This is a genomic window from Streptomyces sp. NBC_01092 (assembly GCF_045039535.1).
Lineage (GTDB): Bacteria > Actinomycetota > Actinomycetes > Streptomycetales > Streptomycetaceae > Streptomyces.
Genome location: NZ_CP108659.1, coordinates 5,459,776 through 5,482,464, shown reverse-complemented (window position 1 = coordinate 5,482,464; position 22,689 = coordinate 5,459,776). Strand labels below are relative to the sequence as shown.

The 22,689-nt window shown below is 66.8% G+C and carries 19 protein-coding genes; 11 read left to right on the top strand and 8 right to left on the bottom strand.

Annotated features, from left to right (window positions below):
- The first annotated feature begins 82 nt into the window (after window positions 1-82).
- On the top strand, window positions 83-1,525 hold the full coding sequence (locus tag OG254_RS24875) for a CCA tRNA nucleotidyltransferase (protein ID WP_405585563.1): 1,443 nt from the start codon (window positions 83-85) through the stop codon (window positions 1,523-1,525).
- 121 nt (window positions 1,526-1,646) lie between these two features.
- Here the strand turns inward: OG254_RS24875 and OG254_RS24870 are convergent, their stop codons facing one another.
- The 4 genes from OG254_RS24870 to OG254_RS24855 form a co-directional block, all read right to left on the bottom strand.
- Entirely contained in the window at window positions 1,647-2,141 is a 495-nt protein-coding gene (locus tag OG254_RS24870; protein ID WP_405585560.1) for a hypothetical protein, read from the bottom strand.
- A gap of 111 nt (window positions 2,142-2,252) precedes the next feature.
- On the bottom strand, window positions 2,253-3,530 hold the full coding sequence (locus OG254_RS24865; protein WP_405585557.1) for an MFS transporter: 1,278 nt from the start codon (window positions 3,528-3,530) through the stop codon (window positions 2,253-2,255).
- A gap of 89 nt (window positions 3,531-3,619) precedes the next feature.
- A complete protein-coding gene (locus OG254_RS24860) occupies window positions 3,620-4,702 on the bottom strand; it encodes an inositol-3-phosphate synthase (protein WP_148000318.1) in 1,083 nt (360 codons plus the stop codon).
- A gap of 44 nt (window positions 4,703-4,746) precedes the next feature.
- Window positions 4,747-5,430 (bottom strand): PadR family transcriptional regulator, encoded by a 684-nt coding sequence (locus tag OG254_RS24855; RefSeq protein WP_405585553.1) that lies wholly within the window; start codon window positions 5,428-5,430, stop codon window positions 4,747-4,749.
- Between the two features lie 351 nt (window positions 5,431-5,781).
- Here OG254_RS24855 and OG254_RS24850 point away from each other — a divergent pair, with 351 nt between their 5' ends.
- Both OG254_RS24850 and OG254_RS24845 read left to right on the top strand, forming a co-directional pair.
- Window positions 5,782-8,412: a transglycosylase domain-containing protein gene (locus OG254_RS24850; protein ID WP_405585550.1), complete on the top strand. Its 2,631-nt coding sequence runs from the start codon at window positions 5,782-5,784 to the stop codon at window positions 8,410-8,412.
- Window positions 8,413-8,611: 199 nt separating this feature from the next.
- Window positions 8,612-10,111 (top strand): glycosyltransferase family 87 protein, encoded by a 1,500-nt coding sequence (locus OG254_RS24845; protein ID WP_405585547.1) that lies wholly within the window; start codon window positions 8,612-8,614, stop codon window positions 10,109-10,111.
- A gap of 148 nt (window positions 10,112-10,259) precedes the next feature.
- On the opposite strand, the gene OG254_RS24840 is transcribed toward OG254_RS24845, so the two are convergent.
- The 3 genes from OG254_RS24840 to OG254_RS24830 all read right to left on the bottom strand — a co-directional run bounded on the left by OG254_RS24840 (window position 10,260) and on the right by OG254_RS24830 (window position 13,034).
- Window positions 10,260-11,291: an alanine racemase gene (locus OG254_RS24840; protein ID WP_351196031.1), complete on the bottom strand. Its 1,032-nt coding sequence runs from the start codon at window positions 11,289-11,291 to the stop codon at window positions 10,260-10,262.
- A gap of 98 nt (window positions 11,292-11,389) precedes the next feature.
- Window positions 11,390-12,508 (bottom strand): peptidoglycan bridge formation glycyltransferase FemX, encoded by a 1,119-nt coding sequence (gene femX, locus OG254_RS24835; RefSeq protein ID WP_351196029.1) that lies wholly within the window; start codon window positions 12,506-12,508, stop codon window positions 11,390-11,392.
- Between the two features lie 217 nt (window positions 12,509-12,725).
- A complete protein-coding gene (locus tag OG254_RS24830; protein ID WP_351196027.1) occupies window positions 12,726-13,034 on the bottom strand; it encodes a hypothetical protein in 309 nt (102 codons plus the stop codon).
- Window positions 13,035-13,298: 264 nt separating this feature from the next.
- Between OG254_RS24830 and rpsF the strand changes: the two genes are divergently transcribed.
- The 4 genes from rpsF to rplI all read left to right on the top strand — a co-directional run bounded on the left by rpsF (window position 13,299) and on the right by rplI (window position 15,026).
- The gene (gene rpsF / locus OG254_RS24825) at window positions 13,299-13,589 is read left to right on the top strand and encodes a 30S ribosomal protein S6 (protein ID WP_010353482.1); all 291 of its coding nucleotides are present in this window, start codon (window positions 13,299-13,301) and stop codon (window positions 13,587-13,589) included.
- A 78-nt stretch (window positions 13,590-13,667) separates the two neighbouring features.
- Window positions 13,668-14,267, top strand: coding sequence for a single-stranded DNA-binding protein (locus tag OG254_RS24820; protein ID WP_405585542.1), 600 nt, complete (start codon window positions 13,668-13,670; stop codon window positions 14,265-14,267).
- Window positions 14,268-14,324: 57 nt separating this feature from the next.
- The gene (rpsR, locus tag OG254_RS24815) at window positions 14,325-14,561 is read left to right on the top strand and encodes a 30S ribosomal protein S18 (RefSeq protein ID WP_003949403.1); all 237 of its coding nucleotides are present in this window, start codon (window positions 14,325-14,327) and stop codon (window positions 14,559-14,561) included.
- Window positions 14,562-14,579: 18 nt separating this feature from the next.
- The gene (rplI, locus tag OG254_RS24810) at window positions 14,580-15,026 is read left to right on the top strand and encodes a 50S ribosomal protein L9 (protein ID WP_351196022.1); all 447 of its coding nucleotides are present in this window, start codon (window positions 14,580-14,582) and stop codon (window positions 15,024-15,026) included.
- A 159-nt stretch (window positions 15,027-15,185) separates the two neighbouring features.
- Here rplI and OG254_RS24805 read toward each other — a convergent pair whose 3' ends face one another.
- Window positions 15,186-16,523, bottom strand: a complete 1,338-nt coding sequence (locus tag OG254_RS24805) for an MATE family efflux transporter (RefSeq protein WP_405585538.1) — start codon at window positions 16,521-16,523, stop codon at window positions 15,186-15,188.
- Window positions 16,524-16,983: 460 nt separating this feature from the next.
- On the opposite strand from OG254_RS24805, the gene dnaB reads away from it, so the two are divergent.
- The 4 genes from dnaB to OG254_RS24785 all read left to right on the top strand — a co-directional run bounded on the left by dnaB (window position 16,984) and on the right by OG254_RS24785 (window position 22,675).
- On the top strand, window positions 16,984-18,462 hold the full coding sequence (dnaB, locus tag OG254_RS24800) for a replicative DNA helicase (protein WP_405585535.1): 1,479 nt from the start codon (window positions 16,984-16,986) through the stop codon (window positions 18,460-18,462).
- Window positions 18,463-18,685: 223 nt separating this feature from the next.
- Complete coding sequence (locus OG254_RS24795) at window positions 18,686-19,414, top strand: TnsA-like heteromeric transposase endonuclease subunit (protein WP_405585532.1); 729 nt, start codon at window positions 18,686-18,688, stop codon at window positions 19,412-19,414.
- A complete protein-coding gene (locus OG254_RS24790) occupies window positions 19,411-21,555 on the top strand; it encodes a helix-turn-helix domain-containing protein (protein WP_405585529.1) in 2,145 nt (714 codons plus the stop codon). Before OG254_RS24795 ends, OG254_RS24790 begins: the two co-directional genes overlap by 4 nt.
- Window positions 21,548-22,675 (top strand): ATP-binding protein, encoded by a 1,128-nt coding sequence (locus OG254_RS24785; protein WP_405585526.1) that lies wholly within the window; start codon window positions 21,548-21,550, stop codon window positions 22,673-22,675. The genes OG254_RS24790 and OG254_RS24785 overlap by 8 nt, the downstream gene beginning before the upstream one ends.
- The last annotated feature ends 14 nt before the right edge of the window (window positions 22,676-22,689 follow it).

Genomic DNA, 22,689 nt, shown 5'->3' with positions numbered 1-22,689 from the left:
ACCGACGGAGGCGTCTGTGCCCGCGCTGTGCACGTTTAATGGAGGCGCTCCGGGTCGCCCGGGCCACGTACCCTCTTCTGTTGTGCCGAACGCCAACGAAGACAAGTCCAGTGTCCTGAGTCAGGTGCAGCACCGCGCGGTGAGTGAGCTGCTGCGGGTCGCGCCTGTCGCCGACGACCTTGCCCGCCGCTTCCAGGAGGCCGGGTTCTCACTCGCCCTGGTCGGTGGATCGGTCCGGGACGCTCTGCTCGCTCGGCTCGGCAATGACCTCGACTTCACGACCGACGCCCGTCCCGAGGACGTACTGAAGATCGTGCGCCCGTGGGCGGACGCGGTGTGGGAGGTCGGGATCGCCTTCGGCACGGTCGGTGCCCAGAAGGACGGCTACCAGATCGAGGTCACGACCTACCGCTCGGAGGCGTACGACCGGACGTCACGCAAGCCCGAGGTGTCCTACGGCAACTCGATCGAGGAGGACCTCGTCCGCCGCGACTTCACGGTCAACGCGATGGCGGTCGCGCTGCCGGAGAAGGAGTTCGTCGACCCGCACGGCGGGCTCGAGGACCTCGCGGCGCGCGTCCTGCGGACTCCGGGTACCCCGGAAGCGTCCTTCTCGGACGACCCGCTGCGCATGATGCGAGCGGCGCGCTTCGCGGCCCAGCTCGACTTCGAGGTGGCGCCCGAGGTGGTGACGGCCATGACGGAGATGGCCGGGCGGATCGAGATCGTCTCGGCGGAGCGGGTTCGGGACGAGCTGAACAAGCTGATCGTCTCCGCTCACCCCCGCAAGGGCCTGACGCTGCTGGTCGACACCGGGCTCGCCGACCATGTGCTGCCTGAGCTGCCGGCGCTGCGTCTGGAGAGCGACGAGCATCACCGTCACAAGGACGTCTACGAGCACACGCTGATCGTCCTGGAGCAGGCGATGGAGCTGGAGGAGAACGGTCCCGACCTGACCCTCCGGCTGTCCGCCCTGCTGCACGACATCGGCAAGCCGCGCACACGGCGCTTCGAGAACGACGGCCGGGTCTCGTTCCATCACCATGAGGTGGTCGGCGCGAAGATGACGAAGAAGCGCATGACGGCGCTCAAGTACTCCAACGAGCTGGTGAAGGACGTCTCACGTCTGGTCGAACTCCACCTGCGCTTCCATGGCTACGGCACCGGGGAGTGGACGGACTCCGCCGTCCGACGCTACGTCCGCGACGCCGGCCCGCTCCTCGACCGACTCCACAAGCTGACCCGCTCGGACTGCACGACGCGGAACAAGCGCAAGGCGGCGGCACTGTCCAGTGCCTACGACGGCCTTGAGGACCGGATCTCCCAGCTCCAGGAGCAGGAGGAACTCGACGCCATCCGCCCCGACCTCGACGGCAACGAGATCATGGAAATCCTCGGCGTCGGGCCTGGTCCGGTCATCGGCAGCGCGTACCAGCACATGCTGGAGCTGCGGCTGGAGAACGGGCCGATGGAGCATGCCGAGGCGGTGGCCGCACTCAAGGAGTGGTGGGCCGAGCAGAGCTGAGACTGTGGAACGGGGTCGATGTTTCACGTGAAACATCGACCCCGTTCCGTGGAGAGCGGTACGCACTGAGGGGCTGTGTTTCACGTGAAACACAGCCCCTCAGTTGTGCGGAGACGTCAGATCACACGTCCGAGAGGCACAGGACGAAGTTGTCGCCGTCGCCGGTCTGGGCGTAGAAGCTGGTGGCGCCACTGACCTTGCGGCACTCGGTTTCGGCGGTGAACTCGGTGTAGGTGCCGTCGACCTTCTTGAGCACCTTGGCCTCGGCCTCGGAGGAGGAGCAGTCCACGACCTCCATGCTGTCGTCCGAGCTCGACGACGAGGAGGACTTCAGGCAGTCGCCCACCTTGGCCTGGTCCGCGTCGTCCAGGCTGGCTATGTAGCCAACGATGATCGCCGTCACGACGCCCACGCCGATGAGGACGTTCTTGATCGTCTTGAAGCTGAACCTGCGGCGCGGCGGCTGCGGCGGAACCGGTGCGTACGGTGCCCCGCCCTGCGGGAAGCCCGGCTGACCCGGCTGCTGCGGGTACGGAGCCTGTCCCTGCGGCTGCTGGCCCTGGGCGTACGGGTTCTGGCCCTGGGCGAATGGATTACCCTGCGGCGGCGTTGTCACTTGGGAGTCCCCCTGGAACATGGGTGTGTGATCGCGAACAATGGCGCGATGTAAGACGGACGTAAGCTACCGGGCCCCACTGACAACTTCGTACTCGGGAGTGGCTCCGTGTCATTGATGTGACACAGACCGATACTCAAAGCGGGCCATAGCCGCAGCAACTGCCGCATAGATAAAGGCGACTGTGACCACCAGAGGGGCCGAACGGCCGTCCGGCGGCAGTATCAGGGCGGCCACTCCGGCGGCTCCGACGAAGGCGACGTTGAACAGAACGTCGTAGACGGAGAAGGTCCGGCCACGGAAGCCGTCCTCGACCGAGGACTGCACGATCGTGTCCGTCGCGATCTTCGCGCCCTGCGTCGTCAGTCCCAGCACGAATGCCGCGACCAGCATGGGAGTTGTGGCGAAGGGCAGGCCGAGTACGGCCACCAGGACGGCGGCGGCACCCGCGCACACGGCGATCCAGCGGCCGGGGCCGAGCCGTGTTGCGGCCCAGGGGGTCAGCACGGCCGCCGCGAAGAAGCCGGCTGCGGAGATGGCCAACGCCAGCCCCAGCAGAGCGAGTCCGTCATCGGCGTTGGAGGAGAAGGCGTACCGGCACAGCATCAGCAGCATGACCAGCAGGGCGCCGTAGCAGAACCGCATCAGGGTCATCGCGAACAGCGCCCAGGCGGCCTCGCGGCGTGGCGGAGTGGAGAGATGGCGTACGCCTGCCGCCAGGTCGCGTGCGGTGCCTGAGAGGGCCGCAGCGAGATGTGGCTGCATCAACTCACGGTCGGGACCGAGCAGTTCCGGTGCCATGCGCAGGGCGGCGAGTCCGGCGCACAGGTACAGGGCGGCTCCCAGCAGCACCACGGCGGCATCGGAGTCCCAGATCACCAGCCGTACGAGGAAGGCGAAGCCGGCGCCGGCGGTCGCGGCGAGCGTTCCGGCGGTCGGGGAAAGGGAGTTGGCGATCACGAGCCGCTCTTCGTCGACCACGCGTGGCAGCGCGGCGGACAGGCCGGACAGGACGAAGCGGTTGACGGCGGTGACGCACAGGGCGGAGACGTAGAAGAGCCAGTCCGGGACCTCGGTGATGATCAGGGCGGCGGTCGCCGAGGCCAGCAAGGTGCGCAGCAGGCTGCCGTACAGAAGGACCTGGCGGCGGCGCCAGCGGTCCAGGAGGACTCCGGAGAAGGGGCCCACCAGGGAGTACGGCAGGAGCAGGACCGCCATGGCGGAGGCGATCGCGGTGGCCGAGGTCTGTTTCTCCGGGGAGAAGACGACGTACGTGGCGAGCGCGGTCTGGTAGACGCCGTCTGCGCCCTGGGAGAGCAGGCGTACGACGAGCAGGCGCCGGAAGTCCCGGAAGCGCAGCAGGACCCGCAGGTCGCGTACGACGGACATGGGGCACAGCCTCACATACGGGAGGGTCCCCGGGCGGTACAACCCGGGGACCCTCCACAGCCCTGGCAGGAGCGTTTTGGTGCAGCCGTCTAGCGCTCGACCTCGCCCTTGATGAACTTCTCGACGTTCTCGCGGGCCTCGTCGTCGAAGTACTGGACCGGCGGGGACTTCATGAAGTAGCTCGACGCCGACAGGATCGGGCCGCCGATGCCGCGGTCCTTGGCGATCTTCGCGGCGCGCAGGGCGTCGATGATGACGCCGGCGGAGTTCGGGGAGTCCCAGACCTCGAGCTTGTACTCCAGGTTCAGCGGGACGTCACCGAAGGCGCGGCCCTCGAGGCGGACGTAGGCCCACTTGCGGTCGTCGAGCCACGCGACGTAGTCGGACGGACCGATGTGGACGTTCTTCTCGCCGAGGTCCCGGTCGGGGATCTGGGAGGTGACGGCCTGCGTCTTGGAGATCTTCTTGGACTCCAGGCGCTCGCGCTCGAGCATGTTCTTGAAGTCCATGTTGCCGCCGACGTTCAGCTGCATCGTGCGGTCCAGGACGACGCCGCGGTCCTCGAACAGCTTCGCCATGACGCGGTGCGTGATGGTGGCGCCGACCTGGGACTTGATGTCGTCGCCGACGATCGGGACGCCCGCCGCGGTGAACTTGTCAGCCCATTCCTTCGTACCGGCGATGAACACCGGCAGGGCGTTGACGAAGGCGACCTTGGCGTCGATGGCGCACTGGGCGTAGAACTTCGCCGCGTCCTCGGAGCCGACGGGCAGGTAGCAGACGAGGACGTCGACCTGCTTGTCCTTGAGGATCTGGACGACGTCGACCGGAGCCTCGGCCGACTCCTCGATGGTCTCGCGGTAGTACTTGCCGAGGCCGTCGAGGGTGTGACCGCGCTGGACGGTCACGCCGGAACGGGGCACGTCACAGATCTTGATCGTGTTGTTCTCGCTGGCGCCGATGGCGTCCACGAGGTCGAGGCCGACCTTCTTCGCGTCGACATCGAACGCGGCGACGAACTCGACGTCACTGACGTGGTAGTCGCCGAACTGCACGTGCATCAGGCCGGGGACCTTCGACGCCGGGTCGGCGTCCTTGTAGTACTCGACTCCCTGAACCAGCGACGCGGCACAGTTGCCCACGCCGACGACGGCTACCCGAACCGAACCCATTCCGGTTGCTCCCTGTGTGTACGAGTGAGGCCCTGACTGGGCTCTCACGTGGCGGTGTCGCCGGGCGAATCCGTCCTGGGGATGTCCCCGGGACGGGGCAGATCGCCCGGCTCTCCATTTGTGGTGTCCTGCTCGGCGGACCCCCCGGAAGCGGAACCCTTCAGGTCCCGCCCGGCCCGCTCGCTCTCGATGAGCTCGTTCAGCCAGCGCACTTCGCGCTCCACGGACTCCATCCCGTGGCGCTGGAGCTCAAGCGTGTAGTCGTCGAGGCGCTCCCGGGTGCGCGCCAGGGAGGCGCGCATCTTCTCCAGGCGCTCCTCCAGTCGGCTGCGGCGACCCTCCAGCACGCGCATGCGCACGTCCTGGGGTGTGCGTCCGAAGAAGGCGAATCGGGCAGCGAAATGCTCGTCCTCGTACGCGTCGGGTCCGGTCTGGGAGAGCAACTCCTCGAAGTGCTCCTTACCTTCCGCCGTCAACCGGTAGACGATCTTGGCGCGACGGCCCGCGAGTGGTGCGGCGAGCGCGTCCTCGGTGGTGTTCCCCGGTTCCTCGATCAACCAGCCGTTGGCGACCAGCGTCTTGAGGCAGGGATAGAGCGTGCCGTAGCTGAACGCACGGAACACGCCCAGCGACGTATTGAGTCGTTTGCGCAGCTCGTAGCCGTGCATCGGGGACTCGCGCAGCAGTCCGAGTACGGCGAACTCGAGGATCCCGGACCGTCGGCTCACCCCTCGCCTCCTCGTCTTATCTCGCGCTGATGTATCGACTCGATACATCTAGACGATAGAACGGCCTTCCGGGCGCGACAAGTGGGGGAACGGTGAACGGGATCACATCAACGATTCATGTGGAGCGAGTTGCCTGATTTGGGGTGAAGTTCGGGGCTAGGTGGACTTTGACGGTGCGTAGTCTGTGCGCCATGCACAACACCGGGAACCGAGTGACACCTGAGGGCGTCGTCATCCTTGGTGCAGTACGGGTGAATGAGGAACCGGCCACATCCGTACTCCGGGGGGACCGGAAAACCGCCGCCGTTGACAGGCGCCCAGGGGTGCGCCTGCCCGAGGAGTAGTCGTTCGATGAGCGAGCACCGTCGCAAACCGCCGCAGCCGCAGGGAGGCGGACGTGCCGCGGCCCGACGCGGCCAGGCCGGCTCGTCCCCCGGCCGCCGAGCGGCACCGCGAGGCGCCACCGGATCTCCCTCCGACTCGTACGGGTCGGGTTCCACCGGTTCGGTAGGCGAGGAACGTCCCTACGGCGGCCGCGCCGAAGCACGACGCGCGGCCCAGAGAAGTGCCGGCAGCAGCCGGCGCAGAGCGCCTGAACCCGGCAGGGGTGGCCGTCGAGCGGCCCCAGGTGGGCCGGGCGGTCCCGGGCGTGGCAGAGGACGTGGGGCCCCGCCGGACAAGAAGCGTTTCATTGACTATCCGCGCGCGGGCAAGGACGGCTTCGCGCGCTGGGTGCCGTCGTGGCGGCTCGTCACGGGAGCCTTCCTCGCGTTCATGGCCGGTCTGGTGACCGCCGCGGGCATCGGGTACGCGATGGTCGGGATCCCGAAGGCCCAGGACACGGCCCTGGCGCAGAACAACGTCTTCTACTGGTCCAACGGCAAGCAGATGGCGGCGACCGGTGGTCAGACGAACCGCCAGCTCGTGAGCAATGCCGAGATCCCGAAGGACATCAAGGACGCGGTGGTCTCCGCCGAGAACGCGTCCTTCTACCAGGACAACGGCATCGACCCGGCCGGTATCGCTCGCGCTCTCCTCAACATGGCGAGGGGTGGCGAGACGCAGGGTGGTTCGACGATCACGCAGCAGTTCGTCAAGAACACCTACCTGAGCCAGGAGCAGACGGTCTCCCGTAAGTTCAAGGAGCTGTTCATCTCCATCAAGGTGGGCCAGCAGCTGTCCAAGGACGACATCCTCGCGGGCTACCTGAACACCGCCTACTACGGCCGTAACGCCTACGGCATCCAGGCGGCGGCCCAGGCGTACTTCGGTGTGGACGCCCAGAAGCTCACCACCACGCAATGCGCTTTCCTCGCCTCCGTGCTGAAGGGCCCGAACTTCTACAACCCCGACGGTGGTGTGGGAGCGGGTGCCTCGGCGGCCGACAACACCAAGCGGGTCAAGGAACGCTGGTCATGGATCCTGGACCGCATGGTCGAGGTCGGACGCATGGCGCCGGCGGAGCGGGCCAAGGTCGGCGACTTCCCCAAGCTGAAGCAGCAGAACTCGAACCTTTCCGGACAGTCCGGCTATCTGATCGACATCGCCAAGGAGTACGTCGCCAAGAAGGCAGGTCTCTCTCCCGAGGACCTGGAGCAGGGCGGCTACCGGATCTACACGACCTTCGACAAGGACAAGGTTAACGAGCTGGCGGCGGCTGTCGCGAAGACGCAGAAGAGCTTCCTCGATCCGAAGAAGCGGGAGAAGGACAAGTACGTCCAGTTCGGTGGTGCGTCGGTCGATCCCAAGACCGGAGCCATCGTCGCGTTGTACGGCGGCGCGGGCTACGACAAGGGGCACTACTCCAACAATGCCAACACGCTGGGTGTGCCGGTCGGATCGACCTGGAAGCCCATCGTGCTGGCCTCCGCGATGCAGTACGGGACGTACGAGACCGACGGGGAGCCGCTCTCGCCGCTGGCCAAGTACAACGGCGACGACCTTCTGGAGATCAAGGACCAGAACGGCGATCCGATCATGGGCAATGACGGAAAGCCGTTCCGGCAGAAGAACGAGGGCACCACGGCCTGGGGCGAGGTGACGCTCAGGAAGGCCATGGAGCAGTCGATCAACAGCCCGTTCGCGCAGCTGGGCATCGACGTCGGCCTCTCCAACACCCAGAAGATGGCGAACAAGATGGGCATCTCGTCCAGCTTCTTCGACAAGGGCAACCTCAGAAACGTGTCCTTCTCGCTCGGCACGTCGACGCCCAGCGCCATCCGCATGGCCGACGCGTATGGCACCTTCGCCAATTCGGGTACGCACCTCGAGCCGTACTCGGTCACCAAGGTGATCAAGGACGGCGAGCAGCTCCCCGGGTTCGAGAAGCCGGAGGAGCAGATCGCCATGGACGAGAACGTCGCGAACAACGTGACGGACGTCCTGGAGAACGTGGTCAAGAACGGCACCGGCAAGAAGGTCGCGGACATCGGGTTCCCGGTGGCCGGCAAGACGGGTACGACCGACGAGAACAAGTCGGCGTGGTTCGTCGGCTACACCAGGGAGCTGTCCACAGCCGTCACGCTGTTCCGGACGGACCCGGGCAAGGGCAAGCTGCTCTCCATGAACGGCACCGGTGGCGTGCCCTCCATCCATGGTGGTGACATTCCGGCGCAGGTCTGGAAGGACTACATGGCTGAGGCCATGAAGGGCATCGACTACGAGGACTTCCCGGAGCCAGAGCCCATCGGGGAGATCATCAACGACACCCCGACGCCGACCGTGGTGCCGACGCCGACCGAGACCGTCGAGGAGAGTCCGACGCCGACACCGACGCCCTCGGAGTCGGAGACGTCACCGACACCGACGCCGACCGGCACCTGTAGCGAATTCGACTGGCAGTGCGACACAAGCAACGGCGGGCAGAACGGTGGCTCCGACGGTGGCACAACCTCGTCGCCGACGCCAACGGAGACGGAAACAGATAGCAGTGGAGGTAATGGCAACGGCAACGGAGGCATCTTCGGCGGACCATCAGGCTGACCGAAGGCTCACCTGACGCGACAAAGGCCGGTGGCCGGCACCCGTCTCAGGGGTGCCGGCCACCGGCCTTTGTCGCGCGTACGGGCGGACCCGGTGATCGGCCTGTTTCACGTGAAACGTCGGTTTCACGTGAAACACTCAACCGCCGCATCCCTTCGCCCTCGCCACGTTCTCAGACACGTACGGCAGGATGTGCCCCATGCCCAGTGCAGAGACGACGCCCACGAGCGTGCACGAGCCGGACCCGGTGCGGCCGACCAAGGAAGACGAGGTCGCCGCCAGCGGGAGCGAGCTGATCGGCGGTCCCATCGGACGGCGTGCCCTGCTCGGGACGTCCTGGTGGACTCCCGTGCGGATCGTCGCGCTCGTGGCGATCGGCATGTTCGCTCTCGGGCTGGTCCAGAAGGCGCCCTGCTACAACGGCGCCTGGTTCTTCGGAGCCAGCTCCCAGTACACGCATGCCTGCTACTCGGACATCCCGCACCTGTTCCAGGGGCGCGGCTTCGCCGACGGGCTCGTGCCGTACTTCGACAAGCTCCCCGGTGACATGGAGTACCTCGAGTACCCGGTGCTGACCGGAGTCTTCATGGAGGTCGCCTCCTGGCTCACGCCGGGCAGCGGCACCATTCAGGACCAGGAGCAGTGGTACTGGATGGTCAACGCCGGGATGCTGATGGTGTGCGCGGCCGTCATCGCCGTCTGCGTGAGCCGCACGCACACCCGGCGCCCCTGGGACGGCCTGCTGGTCGCCCTGGCGCCCGCCTTCGCGCTGACCGCGACCATCAACTGGGACCTGCTGGCCGTCGCCCTGACGGCTGCGGCGATGCTGATGTGGTCGCGTGGCCGCTCCGTCGCCTTCGGGATCCTGCTGGGACTCGCCACGGCCGCCAAGCTCTATCCCGTCTTCCTGCTCGGCCCGTTGCTCGTCCTGTGCTGGCGCGCGGGCAAGTGGCGGGACTTCGGCAAGGCGCTGGGCGGCACCGTGATCGCCTGGCTGGTCGTGAACCTTCCGGTGATGCTCCTCGCCTGGGACGGGTGGTCGCAGTTCTACCGGTTCAGCCAGGAGCGAGGCGTCGACTTCGGTTCGTTCTGGCTGATCCTGGCCCAGAACTCCACCGACCCGCTGAGCACCGAGACCGTCAACACGCTTGCCACGCTGCTGATGCTGCTGTGCTGCGTCGGCGTCGCCGCACTCACGCTCACCGCGCCGCGACGTCCACGCTTCGCCCAGCTGGCCTTCCTGATCGTCGCGGCGTTCATCCTCACCAACAAGGTCTACTCGCCGCAGTACGTCCTCTGGCTGGTGCCCTTGGCCGTCCTGGCCCGGCCGAGGTGGCGGGACTTCCTCATCTGGCAGGCGTGCGAGGTGGCGTACTTCCTCGGGATCTGGATGTACCTCGCGTACACGACCAGCGGGGACGCCCACAAGGGGCTGCCGCCCGACGGCTACCACTGGGCCATCGGCCTGCACCTGCTGGGGACGCTGTACCTGTGCGCCGTCGTCGTACGGGACATCCTCATGCCGGAGCGCGACCCGGTGCGCCGAGCCGGCGACGACGACCCCTCGGGCGGTGTCCTCGACAGGGCGGAGGACGTGTTCGTGTTCGGCGCCGCGGCCCATCCACCGCGGCATGCGGCCCACTTCGAGGGGCCTCAGGTGGAGTGGGGCAACCAGGGCCCGAGCGGGAGTTCGCTCTGAGCGAACAGGGCGTAGGGACAGCACGCCAAAGGCCGTAGACGGAGTAGGCCGACGAAGGAAAAGGCCGTACACGGAGGATTCCGTGTACGGCCTTTCTTGGTTACGGCGTTGCCGAGCGGCGGTCGTTCAGTCGCCGAGCGGCGGCGACTCAGCGGTCGACGAGCCGGTCGAACTGCGTGGTGGTGTGCCGCAGATGGGCGACCAGCTCGTCCCCGACCTTCGGCTCCGGGGCGTCCGACGGGACGAACAGGATCGAGACCTGCATGTGCGGTGGCTCCGCGAACCAGCGCTGCTTGCCTCCCCACACGAAGGGAGAAAGGTTCCGGTTGACCGTGGCCAGGCCGGCCCTTGCGACGCCCTTGGCGCGCGGCATGACGCCGTGGAGGGCCTTCGGGGCCTCCAGGCCCACCCCGTGCGACGTACCGCCCGCCACGACCACCAGGAAGCCGTCAGAGGCCGCCTTCTGCTGCCGGTAGCCGAAGCGGTCGCCCTTGGAAACGCGCGTGACGTCCAGGACCGCGCCGCGGTACTCGGTGGCGTCGTGGTCCCCCAGCCACAGCCGCGTGCCGATGCGGGCGCGGAAGCGGGTCTGCGGGAACTGCTGCTGGAGGCGGGCGAGTTCCTCGGCCTTGAGGTGGCTGACGAACATCGTGTGCAACGGCAGACGAGCCGCACGCAGACGGTCCATCCAGCCGATGACCTCCTCGACGGCGTCCGAGCCGTCGGTGCGGTCCAGCGGCAGGTGGATGGCGAAGCCCTCCAGCCGGACGTTCTCGATGGCGGAGTGCAACTGCGGCAGGTCGCGCTCGCTGACGCCGTGCCGCTTCATCGAGGACATCACCTCGATGACGACACGGGCGCCCACGAGGCCGTACACGCCGTCCACCGACGACACGGAGCGGATGACCCGGTCGGGCAGCGGCACCGGCTCCTCGCCGCGCCGGTACGGCGTCAGAACCAGCAGGTCACCGCCGAACCAGTCCTTGATGCGCGCGGCCTCGTACGTCGTGCCGATCGCGAGGATGTCCGAGCCCAGTCGCGTGGCCTCCTCCGCCAGCCGCTCGTGCCCGAACCCGTAGCCGTTGCCCTTGCAGACCGGGACGAGCCCCGGGAACTGCTCCTGCACGTGCTTGTGGTGCGCCCGCCAGCGCGCAGTGTCGACGTAGAGCGTGAGCGCCATGGCCGGACCTGGAACCTTTCTCGTGGCTGCGGTGTATCAGAGATATGGAAGCTATCGACGGTGCAGCTGTTGACGGTATCGAAGCAGAGAACACAAGGTCAGCGACGCGACATGTAGATGTCGAGCGCCTTGTGGAGCAGCTTGTTGAGCGGGAAGTCCCACTCACCGAGGTACTCGGCGGCCTGGCCGCCCGTGCCCACCTTGAACTGGATCAGGCCGAAGAGGTGGTCCGTCTCGTCCAGCGAGTCGGAGATGCCGCGCAGGTCGTAGACGGTGGCGCCGAGCGCGTAGGCGTCGCGCAGCATGCGCCACTGCATCGCGTTCGAGGGCCGGACCTCACGGCCGATGTTGTCGGAGGCGCCGTAGGAGTACCAGACATGGCCGCCGACGATCAGCATCGTCGCCGCCGACAGGTTCACTCCGTTGTGGCGGGCGAAGTACAGCCGCATGCGGTTGGGGTCCTCGGTGTTGAGGGCCGTCCACATGCGCTGGAAGTACGACAGCGGGCGCGGCCGGAAGTGGTCGCGCACGGCCGTGATTTCGTACAGGCGCTGCCATTCCTCGAGGTCCTGGTAACCGCCCTGGACGACCTCGACGCCGGCCTTCTCGGCCTTCTTGATGTTGCGCCGCCACAGCTGGTTGAAGTTCTTGTGGACCTCTTCGAGGGACCGGTTGGCCAGCGGCACCTGGTAGACGTAGCGGGGCTGTACGTCGCCGAAGCCGGCGCCGCCGTCCTCGCCCTGCTGCCAGCCCATGCGACGGAGCTTGTCGGCGACCTCGAAGGCACGCGGCTCGATGAAGTCGGCCTCGATGTCGCGCAGCCGCTTCACGTCCGGGTTCTGGATGCCCGCCTTGATGGAGGTGGCCTCCCAGCGCCGGATGATCACCGGAGGGCCCATCTTCACGGAGAAGGCGCCCTGCTGCTTGAGGTGCGCGAGCATCGGTTCCAGCCAGTCGGTCAGGTTCGGTGCGAACCAGTTGATGACCGGGCCCTCGGGCAGATAGGCGAGATAGCGCTTGATCTTGGGCAGCTGCCGGTAGAGGACGAGACCCGCGCCGACCAGCTCACCGCTCTTGTCGAACCAGCCGAGGCTCTCCGAGCGCCATTCCGCCTTGACGTCAGCCCATGCCGGGACCTGCATGTGGCTCGCCGCCGGCAGGCTCTGGATGTATGCCAGATGCTGCTCGCGACTGATCGTCCTCAGGGTCAGGCTCATTCGGGGCGCTCCTCGGGCTGGTGTGTCCCCATGGGTACAGGGGCTCCGGCTCTCGCGCCGAAGCCTACTGCGCCTCGGGAGCGCCCCGACTGGGCGTACGGGAGCTTCGCCCCGGCTTCTGGTGCGCCGAGGCGTTCGAGAGTGTTCTATGCGCTGTTCTACCGGTGTTCGGAGGACTGCCTCCGTGGCCGGTGCGAGGAAGGCATTGCCCCTGGCGTCAGAAGCCGCCGAAGAGCCCGCCGTGCGCCATGCCGAGGAAGAAGCCGAATCCGGAGGCGCCGAGACCCAGGATCAGGCCGAAGCGTTCACGGGTCGTCTCCGAGACCCACTGGCCGTACGCACCGGTGAGGATGCCGACCAGACCCGTCCAGGAGCTGAGCAGGTGCAAGAAGTCGAACTGAGCCGTGATGAACGACGTGATTCCCAGCACCAGGGTCACCACAAGCAGGGTGTCCTGGAGGGGATGAGACTTTCCGTCCGTGGCGAAGAGGCCTCCGACGGTGTTGGGTCGCAATGCCTGTGCCATAGGGCACCTCCTGCGGAAGGCGGCGCATCGTAGCGCCATACACACCCGATGTGTACAGATTGTGGGCGACGGCGGCCGGATTTCAACCGGAAGCGGGTGTGCGGGTACTGTGTACCGTCTGCACCGATGTCTGCCCGGGCCAGCTCGGGGAAACCGCGAGGTCACCCCCGATTGTCAGTGCCCGCGGATACCGTTGCGTACGCATCACAACCCTCCTGCCACGGAACGACCGTGGCCGCTGAGTCCAAAGGAGGTGGGTTCCACATGCGTCATTACGAGGTGATGGTCATCCTCGACCCCGATCTGGAGGAGCGCGCCGTCGCCCCCCTGATCGAGAACTTCCTCTCCGTCGTCCGTGAGGGCAACGGCAAGGTCGAGAAGGTCGACACCTGGGGCCGTCGTCGTCTCTCGTACGAGATCAAGAAGAAGCCCGAGGGCATCTACTCGGTCATCGATCTGCAGGCTGAGCCCGCGATCGTCAAGGAGCTCGACCGCCAGATGAACCTGAACGAGTCGGTCCTCCGGACCAAGGTCCTCCGCCCCGAGACCCACTGAGCTCTCCAGCTCAGCTGATCTCGGGATTCGAGTAGCAGCAACCAAGCAGCCAGAGCAAACCCGCCGAGAGGTTCCCCCATGGCAGGCGAGACCGTCATCACGGTCGTCGGCAATCTTGTCGATGACCCCGAGCTGCGCTTCACCCCCTCCGGTGCGGCGGTCGCGAAGTTCCGTGTCGCGTCCACTCCCCGCACTTTCGACCGCCAGACGAACGAGTGGAAGGACGGCGAGAGCCTGTTCCTGACCTGCTCGGTCTGGCGTCAGGCGGCGGAGAACGTCGCGGAGTCGCTCCAGCGAGGCATGCGCGTCATCGTGCAGGGCCGGCTGAAGCAGCGGTCCTACGAGGACCGTGAGGGCGTCAAGCGCACGGTCTACGAACTGGACGTCGAAGAAGTCGGCGCCAGCCTGCGCAGCGCCACGGCCAAGGTCACCAAGACCTCCGGTGGCGCTCGCGGTGGCCAGGGTGGATACAGCGGCGGTGGCGGCGGCCAGGGTGGCGGCGGCTGGGGTGGAAACTCCGGCGGTGGCCAGCAGGGCGGCGGTGCTCCCGCCGACGACCCGTGGGCGACCGGTGCTCCCGCCGGTGGCCAGCAGGGCGGCGGCGGTGGCGGCGGCTGGGGTGGAAACTCCGGCGGCGGCCAGCAGGGCGGCGGCTACTCGGACGAGCCCCCCTTCTAGGCCTAGGGCCGAAGGGTGGGTCGTACCCAAACTTCTTGATCACACAGGAGAAACACCATGGCGAAGCCGCCGGTGCGCAAGCCGAAGAAGAAGGTCTGCGCATTCTGCAAGGACAAGGTCACGTACGTGGACTACAAGGACACGAACATGCTGCGGAAGTTCATTTCCGACCGCGGCAAGATCCGTGCCCGCCGCGTGACCGGCAACTGCACGCAGCACCAGCGTGACGTCGCCACGGCCGTCAAGAACAGCCGTGAGATGGCGCTGCTGCCCTACACCTCCACCGCGCGATAAGGGAAGGGTGACCGAAACATGAAGATCATCCTCACCCACGAGGTCTCCGGCCTCGGTGCCGCGGGCGACGTCGTCGACGTCAAGGACGGTTACGCTCGCAACTACCTGATCCCGCGGAAGTTCGCTATCCGCTGGACCAAGGGTGGCGAGAAGGACGTCGAGCAGATCCGTCGTGCTCGCAAGATCCACGAGATCCAGACCATCGAGCAGGCCAACAGTGTCAAGGCCCAGCTCGAGGGTGTGAAGGTCCGTCTGGCCGTCCGCTCCGGCGACGCCGGTCGTCTCTTCGGTTCCGTCACCCCGGCCGACATCGCTTCCGCGATCAAGGCTGCCGGTGGCCCCGACGTCGACAAGCGCCGCATCGAGCTGGGCTCCCCGATCAAGACCCTGGGCGCCCACGAGACGTCCGTGCGTCTGCACCCCGAGGTTGCCGCCAAGGTCAACATCGAGGTCATCGCGGCCTGATCGCTGCGCTCGGCTGGAACAGCTGAATGGAGGGGCCGTACCTACTGAGGTGCGGCCCCTTCGCTGTGTCGAGGACGGGCGTGCCTCGTAAGGGAGGGTCCTGCCCGGAGGGCGGGCAGCGTCGGTTTCACGTGAAACAGCGTGTTTCACGTGAAACAGTCAGCGCGTCGCGCCCGTGACGATCCAGCGCCCCGAGCGAGCACGCAACCAGAGCGTCAGCATGCGCACGGTCATCATCAGCGTCATGGCCACCCAGATCGCCGTGAGGCCGCCGCCGAGCACAGGGACGAGCAGCGCGACCGGCGCGAACACTGCCAGGGTGAGCACCATGGCCCAGGCGAGGTAGGGACCGTCGCCCGCTCCCATCAGGACGCCGTCCAGGACGAAGACGACGCCGCAGATCGGCTGGGAGAGCGCCACCACGAGAAGGGCGGGCAGGGCAGCGTCCTTGACGACCGAGTCGCTGGTGAACAAGGGCAGGAAGAGCGGCCGGGAAATCACCACGAGCAGGCCCAGCACGACGCCGGCTGCGATGCCCCACTCCACCATGCGGCGACAGGCGGCCCGGGCGCCCTCGGCGTCGTTGGCACCGAGGTACCGACCGATGATGGCCTGCCCGGCGATGGCGATGGCGTCCAGCGCGAAGGCGAGCAGGCTCCACAGGGACAGGATGATCTGGTGTGCCGCGATGTCGGCGTCCCCGAGGCGGGCAGCGACGGCGGTCGCAATCATGAGGATGGCCCGCAGGGAGAGCGTGCGGACCAGCAGGGGCACCCCGGCTTGTGCCGAGGCTCTTATCCCGGATGCGTCTGGACGCAGGGAGGCACCGTGCTTGCGAGCTCCGCGAACCACGACCACGAGATAGATCGCGGCCATGCCGCACTGGGCGATGACGGTGCCCCAGGCGGAACCTGCGATGCCGAGGTCGGCGCCGTAGACGAGACCCAGATTGAGGGCGGCGTTGGCTACGAAGCCTGCCCCGGCAACATAGAGCGGTGTCCTGGTGTCCTGTAGGCCACGCAGGACGCCAGTGGCGGCGAGTACGACCAGCATGGCCGGTATGCCGAGTGCGGAGATCCGTAGATAGGTGGTCGCGTATGGGGCCGCGGTATCCGAGGCTCCGAAGAGTTCCACGAGAAACGGTGCTGTGGGCAGGACGACTGCGATGACCGCGACACCCAGGAGGATGGCGAGCCAGATGCCGTCCATGCCCTGGCGTATCGCGGCCTGGAGGTCGCCCGCGCCGACGCGTCGGGCGACGGCCGCCGTGGTGGCGTAGGCGAGGAAGACGAACACGCTGACGGCGGTCATGAGGAGGGCCGAAGCGACCCCGAGCCCGGCGAGCTGGGCCGTGCCGAGATGGCCGACGATCGCACTGTCGGCCATGACGAAAAGGGGCTCGGCGACGAGTGCACCGAAGGCGGGGACGGCCAGTGCGACGATCTCTCGATCGTGCTGTCGTCGGGCGGCCTTGGGTGCCGCGGGGGCCTGTGTCATGGCCACCAATCTAATCGTCCACAGGTAAGAGATGCAATCGACTAGTGGCCCTTACTGATCGTCTCGTGTCGTGTGCTTTCGCGCACCGTTCGAAGCGATCTTGGTCCGACTGGGGAAGTTTTTCTTCTGCACAGCCGGTGGACGGGAAAGTGGCAGGTCAGAGGGGGTCCATGGGAATCGCTGGGAGCTTGTTCACAGGGCTGTCCACCGGGTCGTGCACAGGTTTTGCGGAGTTCTCCACAGCATCCGGGCCGTCGTCCACATGGCCTGTGGATAACCAGATTGGCTGACGGTGCCCGCGGGCCTACCGTGGTGCGGCGCCCACTCCGTCTGTCGGCCGCGAAAGCGTCACAAAACCGACGTGCCAGAACCGGAGTTGGGCCTCTTATTTTGTCAGTGGCGTGCCGTAGAACTGAGGGGCACGGCGAGGTCCGCTCGGCGGACGGGAGGAGGTGGCTCGGTGAGCATTTCCGAGCCCTTGGACGACCCGTGGGCCGACAGCGGTCCCAGTGATCGTCTGCCCGCTTCCCGCCGACGCGGCGAGGGTGGCCGAGGACGCGACGAACAGCATGATCGCGGCCGTGAGAGCGGCGAGTGGGACGGTGGCGGTTCGGCCTTCGAGCGGGTCCCGCCGCAGGACCTCGACGCCGAGCAGTCCGTGCTCGGCGGCATGCTCCTGTCCAAGGACGCCATCGCCGACGTGGTCGAGGTCCTCAAGGGCCACGACTTCTACAAGCCCGCGCACGAGACGATCTTCCAGGCGATCCTCGACATCTATGCCAAGGGTGAGCCGGCCGACCCGATCACCATCGCCGCCGAGCTCACCAAGCGAGGTGAGATCAACAAGGTCGGCGGCGCCTCGTATCTGCACACCCTCGTCCAGACGGTGCCGACGGCGGCGAACGCGGAGTACTACGCCGAGATCGTCCATGAGCGCGCTGTACTGCGCCGCCTGGTCGAGGCCGGCACCCGCATCACGCAGATGGGATACGCGGCCGACGACGACGTCGACGAGATCGTCAACCGCGCCCAGGCCGAGATCTACGCGGTCACCGAGCAGCGCACCAGCGAGGACTACCTGCCGCTCGGCGACATCATGGAGGGCGCGCTCGACGAGATCGAGGCGATCGGATCCCGCACCGGCGAGATGACCGGTGTGCCCACCGGGTTCACGGACCTAGACTCGCTCACCAACGGTCTGCACCCTGGCCAGATGATCGTCATCGCGGCCCGTCCCGCGATGGGTAAGTCCACGCTCGCACTGGACTTCGCGCGAGCAGCGTCGATCAAGCACAACCTGGCGAGTGTCATCTTCTCCCTCGAAATGGGGCGCAACGAGATCGCGATGCGTCTGCTGTCGGCCGAGGCGCGCGTGGCCCTGCATCACATGCGCTCCGGAACCATGACGGACGAGGACTGGACCCGGCTGGCCCGGAGGATGCCCGAGGTCTCGGCGGCGCCGCTCTACATCGACGACTCCCCGAACCTGTCGATGATGGAGATCCGCGCGAAGTGCCGGCGGCTGAAGCAGCGCAATGACATCAAGCTCGTGATCATCGACTATCTGCAGCTGATGCAGGCCGGTGGTTCGAAGCGTTCCGAGAGCCGTCAGCAGGAGGTGTCGGACATGTCCCGTAACCTCAAGCTCCTGGCGAAGGAGCTGGAGGTCCCGGTGATCGCGCTGTCGCAGCTCAACCGTGGCCCCGAGCAGCGCACGGACAAGAAGCCGATGGTGTCCGACCTGCGTGAGTCCGGATCCATCGAGCAGGACGCCGACATGGTGATCCTGCTGCACCGTGAGGATGCCTACGAGAAGGAGTCACCCCGCGCGGGCGAGGCGGACATCATCGTGGGCAAGCACCGTAATGGTCCGACGGCCACGATCACGGTCGCTTTCCAGGGCCACTACTCACGATTCGTGGACATGGCCCAGACCTGATCCACCCATGTGTAGGTTCCCAGATTTCGTGTCCTTTTCCCACCGGCCGTGTCCACTGCGCGGCCAATAGGACGCGGGCATGGGATTCATGCCTCGTGAGCGAGTAGTTCCCCACTTTGTGTACAGGACTGCCCCGTGCGGCGTCTGCGGGCGTGGCCGGGGCAGGACCCAAGCGTTCGGCGGCCGACAAGGCGGCCTGGGGAAGCGCGGGGTTGGTGGTCCGATGGGTACAGCGGTGGCCACGCCGGTACGGCTGAGTGTCCGGCGTGGTGACGACGCCGTGGTGGAGGACCTGGAGTGGCCATCGGTGCCGCTCGGACTGCTGCGGCAGGCCCGGCCGTGGAGGACATTCCGCTGGTTCAAGGGGCAGCAGCACTATTCGGGCACATACTGGTCAGCCACCATGGGCGATCATGTGGTCTACGAGTCGCGGCTGGAGCTGGGGCGGCTGTTGTTCGCCGACTTTGCTCCCGAGGTGTGGCACATCGTCGCCCAGCCGTTCCTGCTCAAGGCCGACGTTGACGGCAAGGTCCGCAAGCACATCCCGGACTATCTGCTGCTGACGGATGACGGTCCGGTGGTCGTGGACGTCAAGCCGCGGCACCGACTTGAGAAGCCGGAAGTCGCTTTCACCTTCGCCTGGACGCAGGAGGCCGTGACTTCGCGCGGGTGGCAGTACGAGGTGTGGAGCGAGCCGGATCCGCATGTGCTGGAGAACGTCCGATTCCTGGCCGGCTACCGCCGCGCCGGGCTGTTCGACCCTGACCTGGTGGCCGCGCTGCGGGCGGTGGACCTGGACGGGATGTCGCTGGGCGATGCCTTCCGGCTGCGGCCGGAGTGTCCCCGACCGCTGGTGAAGTCGGCGGTGCTGCATCTGCTGTGGTCCGGGCATGTGATGACCGCGCTGGACCGGCCGTTGAGCACAGGCCACGTGTTGCGGAGGGCCGCATGAGCGGGGCGGGGACGAAGCTGGGGGTCGGGACGCACTTCCGGCTGGACGGGGAGACGGTCGAGGTCGTGGAGTTCGCCAGCCTGGCCACGGGAATGGAGGTCGTTCTCAAGGACGGGCGCGACCGGCTGGCCAGGATGTCGCTGCGCGAGCTGCTGACTTGCGATCGCGCCGAGCTGATCCACGATAGGTCGGGCCCGTCTGCCGCCGATGACGAGGATCTCGCGGCCGTGGTGCTGAACCGGCTGACCAAGGACGAGAAGAAGGTCGTCCTGGAGCGGGCCGAACATGTTCGGGAGATGCTGACGGGCTACCGTTCCGGAAGCGAGGACCTCCCACGGCCGGATGAGCCGCGCCCGCAGTACGCCCCTGGTCTGCCTATGCAGGTTCGGTATGAGGCCAAGGCGGCGGAACTGGGGGTGACCGCGCGGACGGTGCGCCGGTGGGCGCGGGCCTTCCGTGAGTTGGGTGAGGCCGGGCTGGTGCCGAAGACCGCGCAGGCGGACGGCGGACTGGGCAACGCTGATCCGCGCTGGGTTGAGGTCGCGGAAGAGGTGCTGAAGGAGTACGAGGAGGAGTCGCGGCCCTCGGTGAAGGTGGTGCTGGAGGAGGTCGAGGCCCGCGTCAGGACCAAGTTCAAGCTGGTCAAGGTGCCGTTGCCGCCGCGGACGACGGCCTATCGGTGGATGCAGGAGCTGGAGCGGCGCCATCCGACGTTCCGGTTGAGTACCAAGCGCAACCGGGACATCGCCGACCGCCCGAGGGGGGTCTACGGGAAGCTGCGGCCCACGCGGCCGGGCGAGTACGTGCTGATGGACACCACGCGACTGGACGTGTTCGCGCTCGACCCGGTGACGCTGCGGTGGATGCAGGCTGAGTTGACCGTCGCGATGGACTGGTACACCCGATGCATCATCGGTCTGCGGGTGACTCCGGTGTCGACGAAGGCGATCGACGCGGCGGCTGTCCTTTATCAGGCTTACCGGCCTCAGCCGGTTCCGGAGAGCTGGCCGAGGGAAGCGGCCTGGCCCGAGCACGGCATTCCGTGCGGGGTGCTGGTGGAGGCTGAGGCCGTCCACGGGCCTGTCACGGGGGTCTGGGGTCCGAAGGTGGCTCCGGAGACGTTGATCGTCGACCACGGCAAGATCTACTTGTCGGCGCATCTGACAAGCGTCTGTCGCCGGATGGGGATCTCGGTGCAGCCGGCGAGGTTGCGCACAGGCCGCGACAAGGGGCCGGTGGAGCGGTATTTCCGCACTCTGCGGGAAGATCTGTTGCAGCGGCTGCCCGGCTACAAGGGGCCGGACATCCACTCGCGTGGGCTGAATCCGGAGAAGGACGCCTTCTTCTTCCACCATGAGTTGGAGGCGATCATCCGCGAGTGGACCGCGGTGACGTATCACCGCAGGCCACACGCTGGGTTGCTCGACCCGTACTTGCCGAAGGTGGAGTTGTCGCCTGCGGCGATGTTCGAGCATGGCCTCGCGAGGGCGGGCTACATCGAGGTGCCCCGCGACCCGCACCTGGCCTACGAGTTCCTGGATGTCACGATGCGCACCGTCCAGCATTACGGCGTCGAGATCAACGGACGCCGTTACAACGGCGGCTGCCTCGACGGGCTGCGGGACATGGCTGGCTCCGACATCGGCCTGGACAAACGGCGACTGCCGTTCTTCGCAGACCCCGACGATGTCACCCGGATCCACTTCCGGGACCAGGAACGCGTCTGGCACACCCTTCAGTGGGAGCACGCGCCCAGCCTGGCCATGCCGCTGAGCGAGGAAGCGCTGCAATACGCCCGGCGTCTGGCGGCGAAGGAGTACACCTATCCCGACGACCGGCTCGCCATCGCACTGCTGCTGAAGCGGTGGAGCCTGGGGCTGGGCACTTCCCTCGTCGAACGGCGGATGGCACTACGGCTCTCCCGCGAACAGGTCGCCCTGGATCTTCCCGAGCAGCCGACCGACGACGTCCGTTCGCTGCCGTCGGTCGCCCGCGTGCTGTCCCTTCCCGAGCAGTCGGCGCCTCCGGCGATCGAGGTCGCCCGGGAGCCGGAGGCGGGCGATGACGACGCCGACGGCCTGGAGGAACTGGAAGAGGAACTCGACTTCTACGCCACGGCCTTGAAGGACATCGATGACTGACCAGAAGTGTTCCGCCGATGATCTCCAAGCCAAACTTGATCACCTGACCCTGTCCCGCAAAGAAGGCTTCCGGCGTTTGGTGGATGCTCCGGCGAGGCCCCGCCCCGACCACCTCACTCGCCGTCAGCTGTCCCTTCTGGGAGAAACGGCCCGCGCCGACTACGACCGGTGCCGCCGTAAGTGGCACGCGAACCTCGGGCCCTTGCGCACTCCGCAGATGGAAGCCCTGCACGAGGACCTGTGGGACATCATCGACAGCAACGAACAGGACGGCGACAAGGTCAAGGGCAGCATCGCAATCGACGCCTTCCCCGGCTTGGGCAAGACCACGGCCGCCCTCGCCTTTGCTAAACGGCTTCACCGACGTGTGATCAAGGAGGAGGGGGAGCATACCGACCAGGGGCACGAGAGGTGGCCCGTCTGCCGAGTGGGTCTGACCAGTAACACCAGCATGCGCGACTTCAACCGGGCGATCCTGGAGTTCTACGGTCATCCCGGACGCTTCCGCGGCACCGCCACCGACTTCGGCTTCCGTGCACTCGACTGCGTCCTTTCCTGCGAAACGACGCTCCTGATCGTCGATGACCTGCATTTCCTGCGCTGGCGGAACCGGTCCGGCATCGAGGTGAGCAACCACTTCAAGTACATCGCCAATGAGTTCCCCGTCACCCTGCTCATGATCGGCGTCGGCCTACAGTCGCGAGGTCTGTTCGATGAGGGTGACAGCTATGAAGACGCCGTACTTGCCCAAACGGGACGCCGCACCACCCGGCTGGGCATGAAGCCCTTCGCCATCGGCACCGAGGAGGTGCGAAGGGACTGGCGCAACACCCTGCTCGCGATCGAGGAACGGGTCGTCCTAGCGGACAAGTACCCCGGGATGATCGCTGACGAACTGTCCGACGAGTTGTTCGCCCGCAGCACCGGACACATCGGCTCCCTCATGACATTGATCAACCGCGCCTGTCAGAGAGCCGTACGCACAGGCGTCGAGCGGATCGACCTCGAACTGCTGTCGAGAGTGAAGAACGACGCTGCCTCCGAGAAAGGACGCGAAGAACTTCAGCGGGCTTTCGCCGCAGGACGGCTGGTCAGCAAGCCCAAGAAGAAGGCAGCGTGAGTACGCTCCGTTCC

Coding starts and splice junctions, on each gene's coding strand:
- OG254_RS24865 (WP_405585557.1), bottom strand. CDS start 3,530: ATGTCCGTCGTACGCGACCTGCGGGTCCTGCTGCGCTTCCGGGACTTC.
- OG254_RS24805 (WP_405585538.1), bottom strand. CDS start 16,523: ATGACACAGGCCCCCGCGGCACCCAAGGCCGCCCGACGACAGCACGAT.
- OG254_RS24840 (WP_351196031.1), bottom strand. CDS start 11,291: ATGGCGCTCACGCTCTACGTCGACACTGCGCGCTGGCGGGCGCACCAC.
- OG254_RS24860 (WP_148000318.1), bottom strand. CDS start 4,702: ATGGGTTCGGTTCGGGTAGCCGTCGTCGGCGTGGGCAACTGTGCCGCG.
- OG254_RS24790 (WP_405585529.1), top strand. CDS start 19,411: ATGAGCGGGGCGGGGACGAAGCTGGGGGTCGGGACGCACTTCCGGCTG.
- OG254_RS24785 (WP_405585526.1), top strand. CDS start 21,548: ATGACTGACCAGAAGTGTTCCGCCGATGATCTCCAAGCCAAACTTGAT.
- OG254_RS24845 (WP_405585547.1), top strand. CDS start 8,612: ATGCCCAGTGCAGAGACGACGCCCACGAGCGTGCACGAGCCGGACCCG.
- femX (WP_351196029.1), bottom strand. CDS start 12,508: ATGAGCCTGACCCTGAGGACGATCAGTCGCGAGCAGCATCTGGCATAC.
- rplI (WP_351196022.1), top strand. CDS start 14,580: ATGAAGATCATCCTCACCCACGAGGTCTCCGGCCTCGGTGCCGCGGGC.
- OG254_RS24850 (WP_405585550.1), top strand. CDS start 5,782: ATGAGCGAGCACCGTCGCAAACCGCCGCAGCCGCAGGGAGGCGGACGT.
- rpsR (WP_003949403.1), top strand. CDS start 14,325: ATGGCGAAGCCGCCGGTGCGCAAGCCGAAGAAGAAGGTCTGCGCATTC.
- rpsF (WP_010353482.1), top strand. CDS start 13,299: ATGCGTCATTACGAGGTGATGGTCATCCTCGACCCCGATCTGGAGGAG.
- OG254_RS24795 (WP_405585532.1), top strand. CDS start 18,686: ATGGGTACAGCGGTGGCCACGCCGGTACGGCTGAGTGTCCGGCGTGGT.
- OG254_RS24820 (WP_405585542.1), top strand. CDS start 13,668: ATGGCAGGCGAGACCGTCATCACGGTCGTCGGCAATCTTGTCGATGAC.
- OG254_RS24830 (WP_351196027.1), bottom strand. CDS start 13,034: ATGGCACAGGCATTGCGACCCAACACCGTCGGAGGCCTCTTCGCCACG.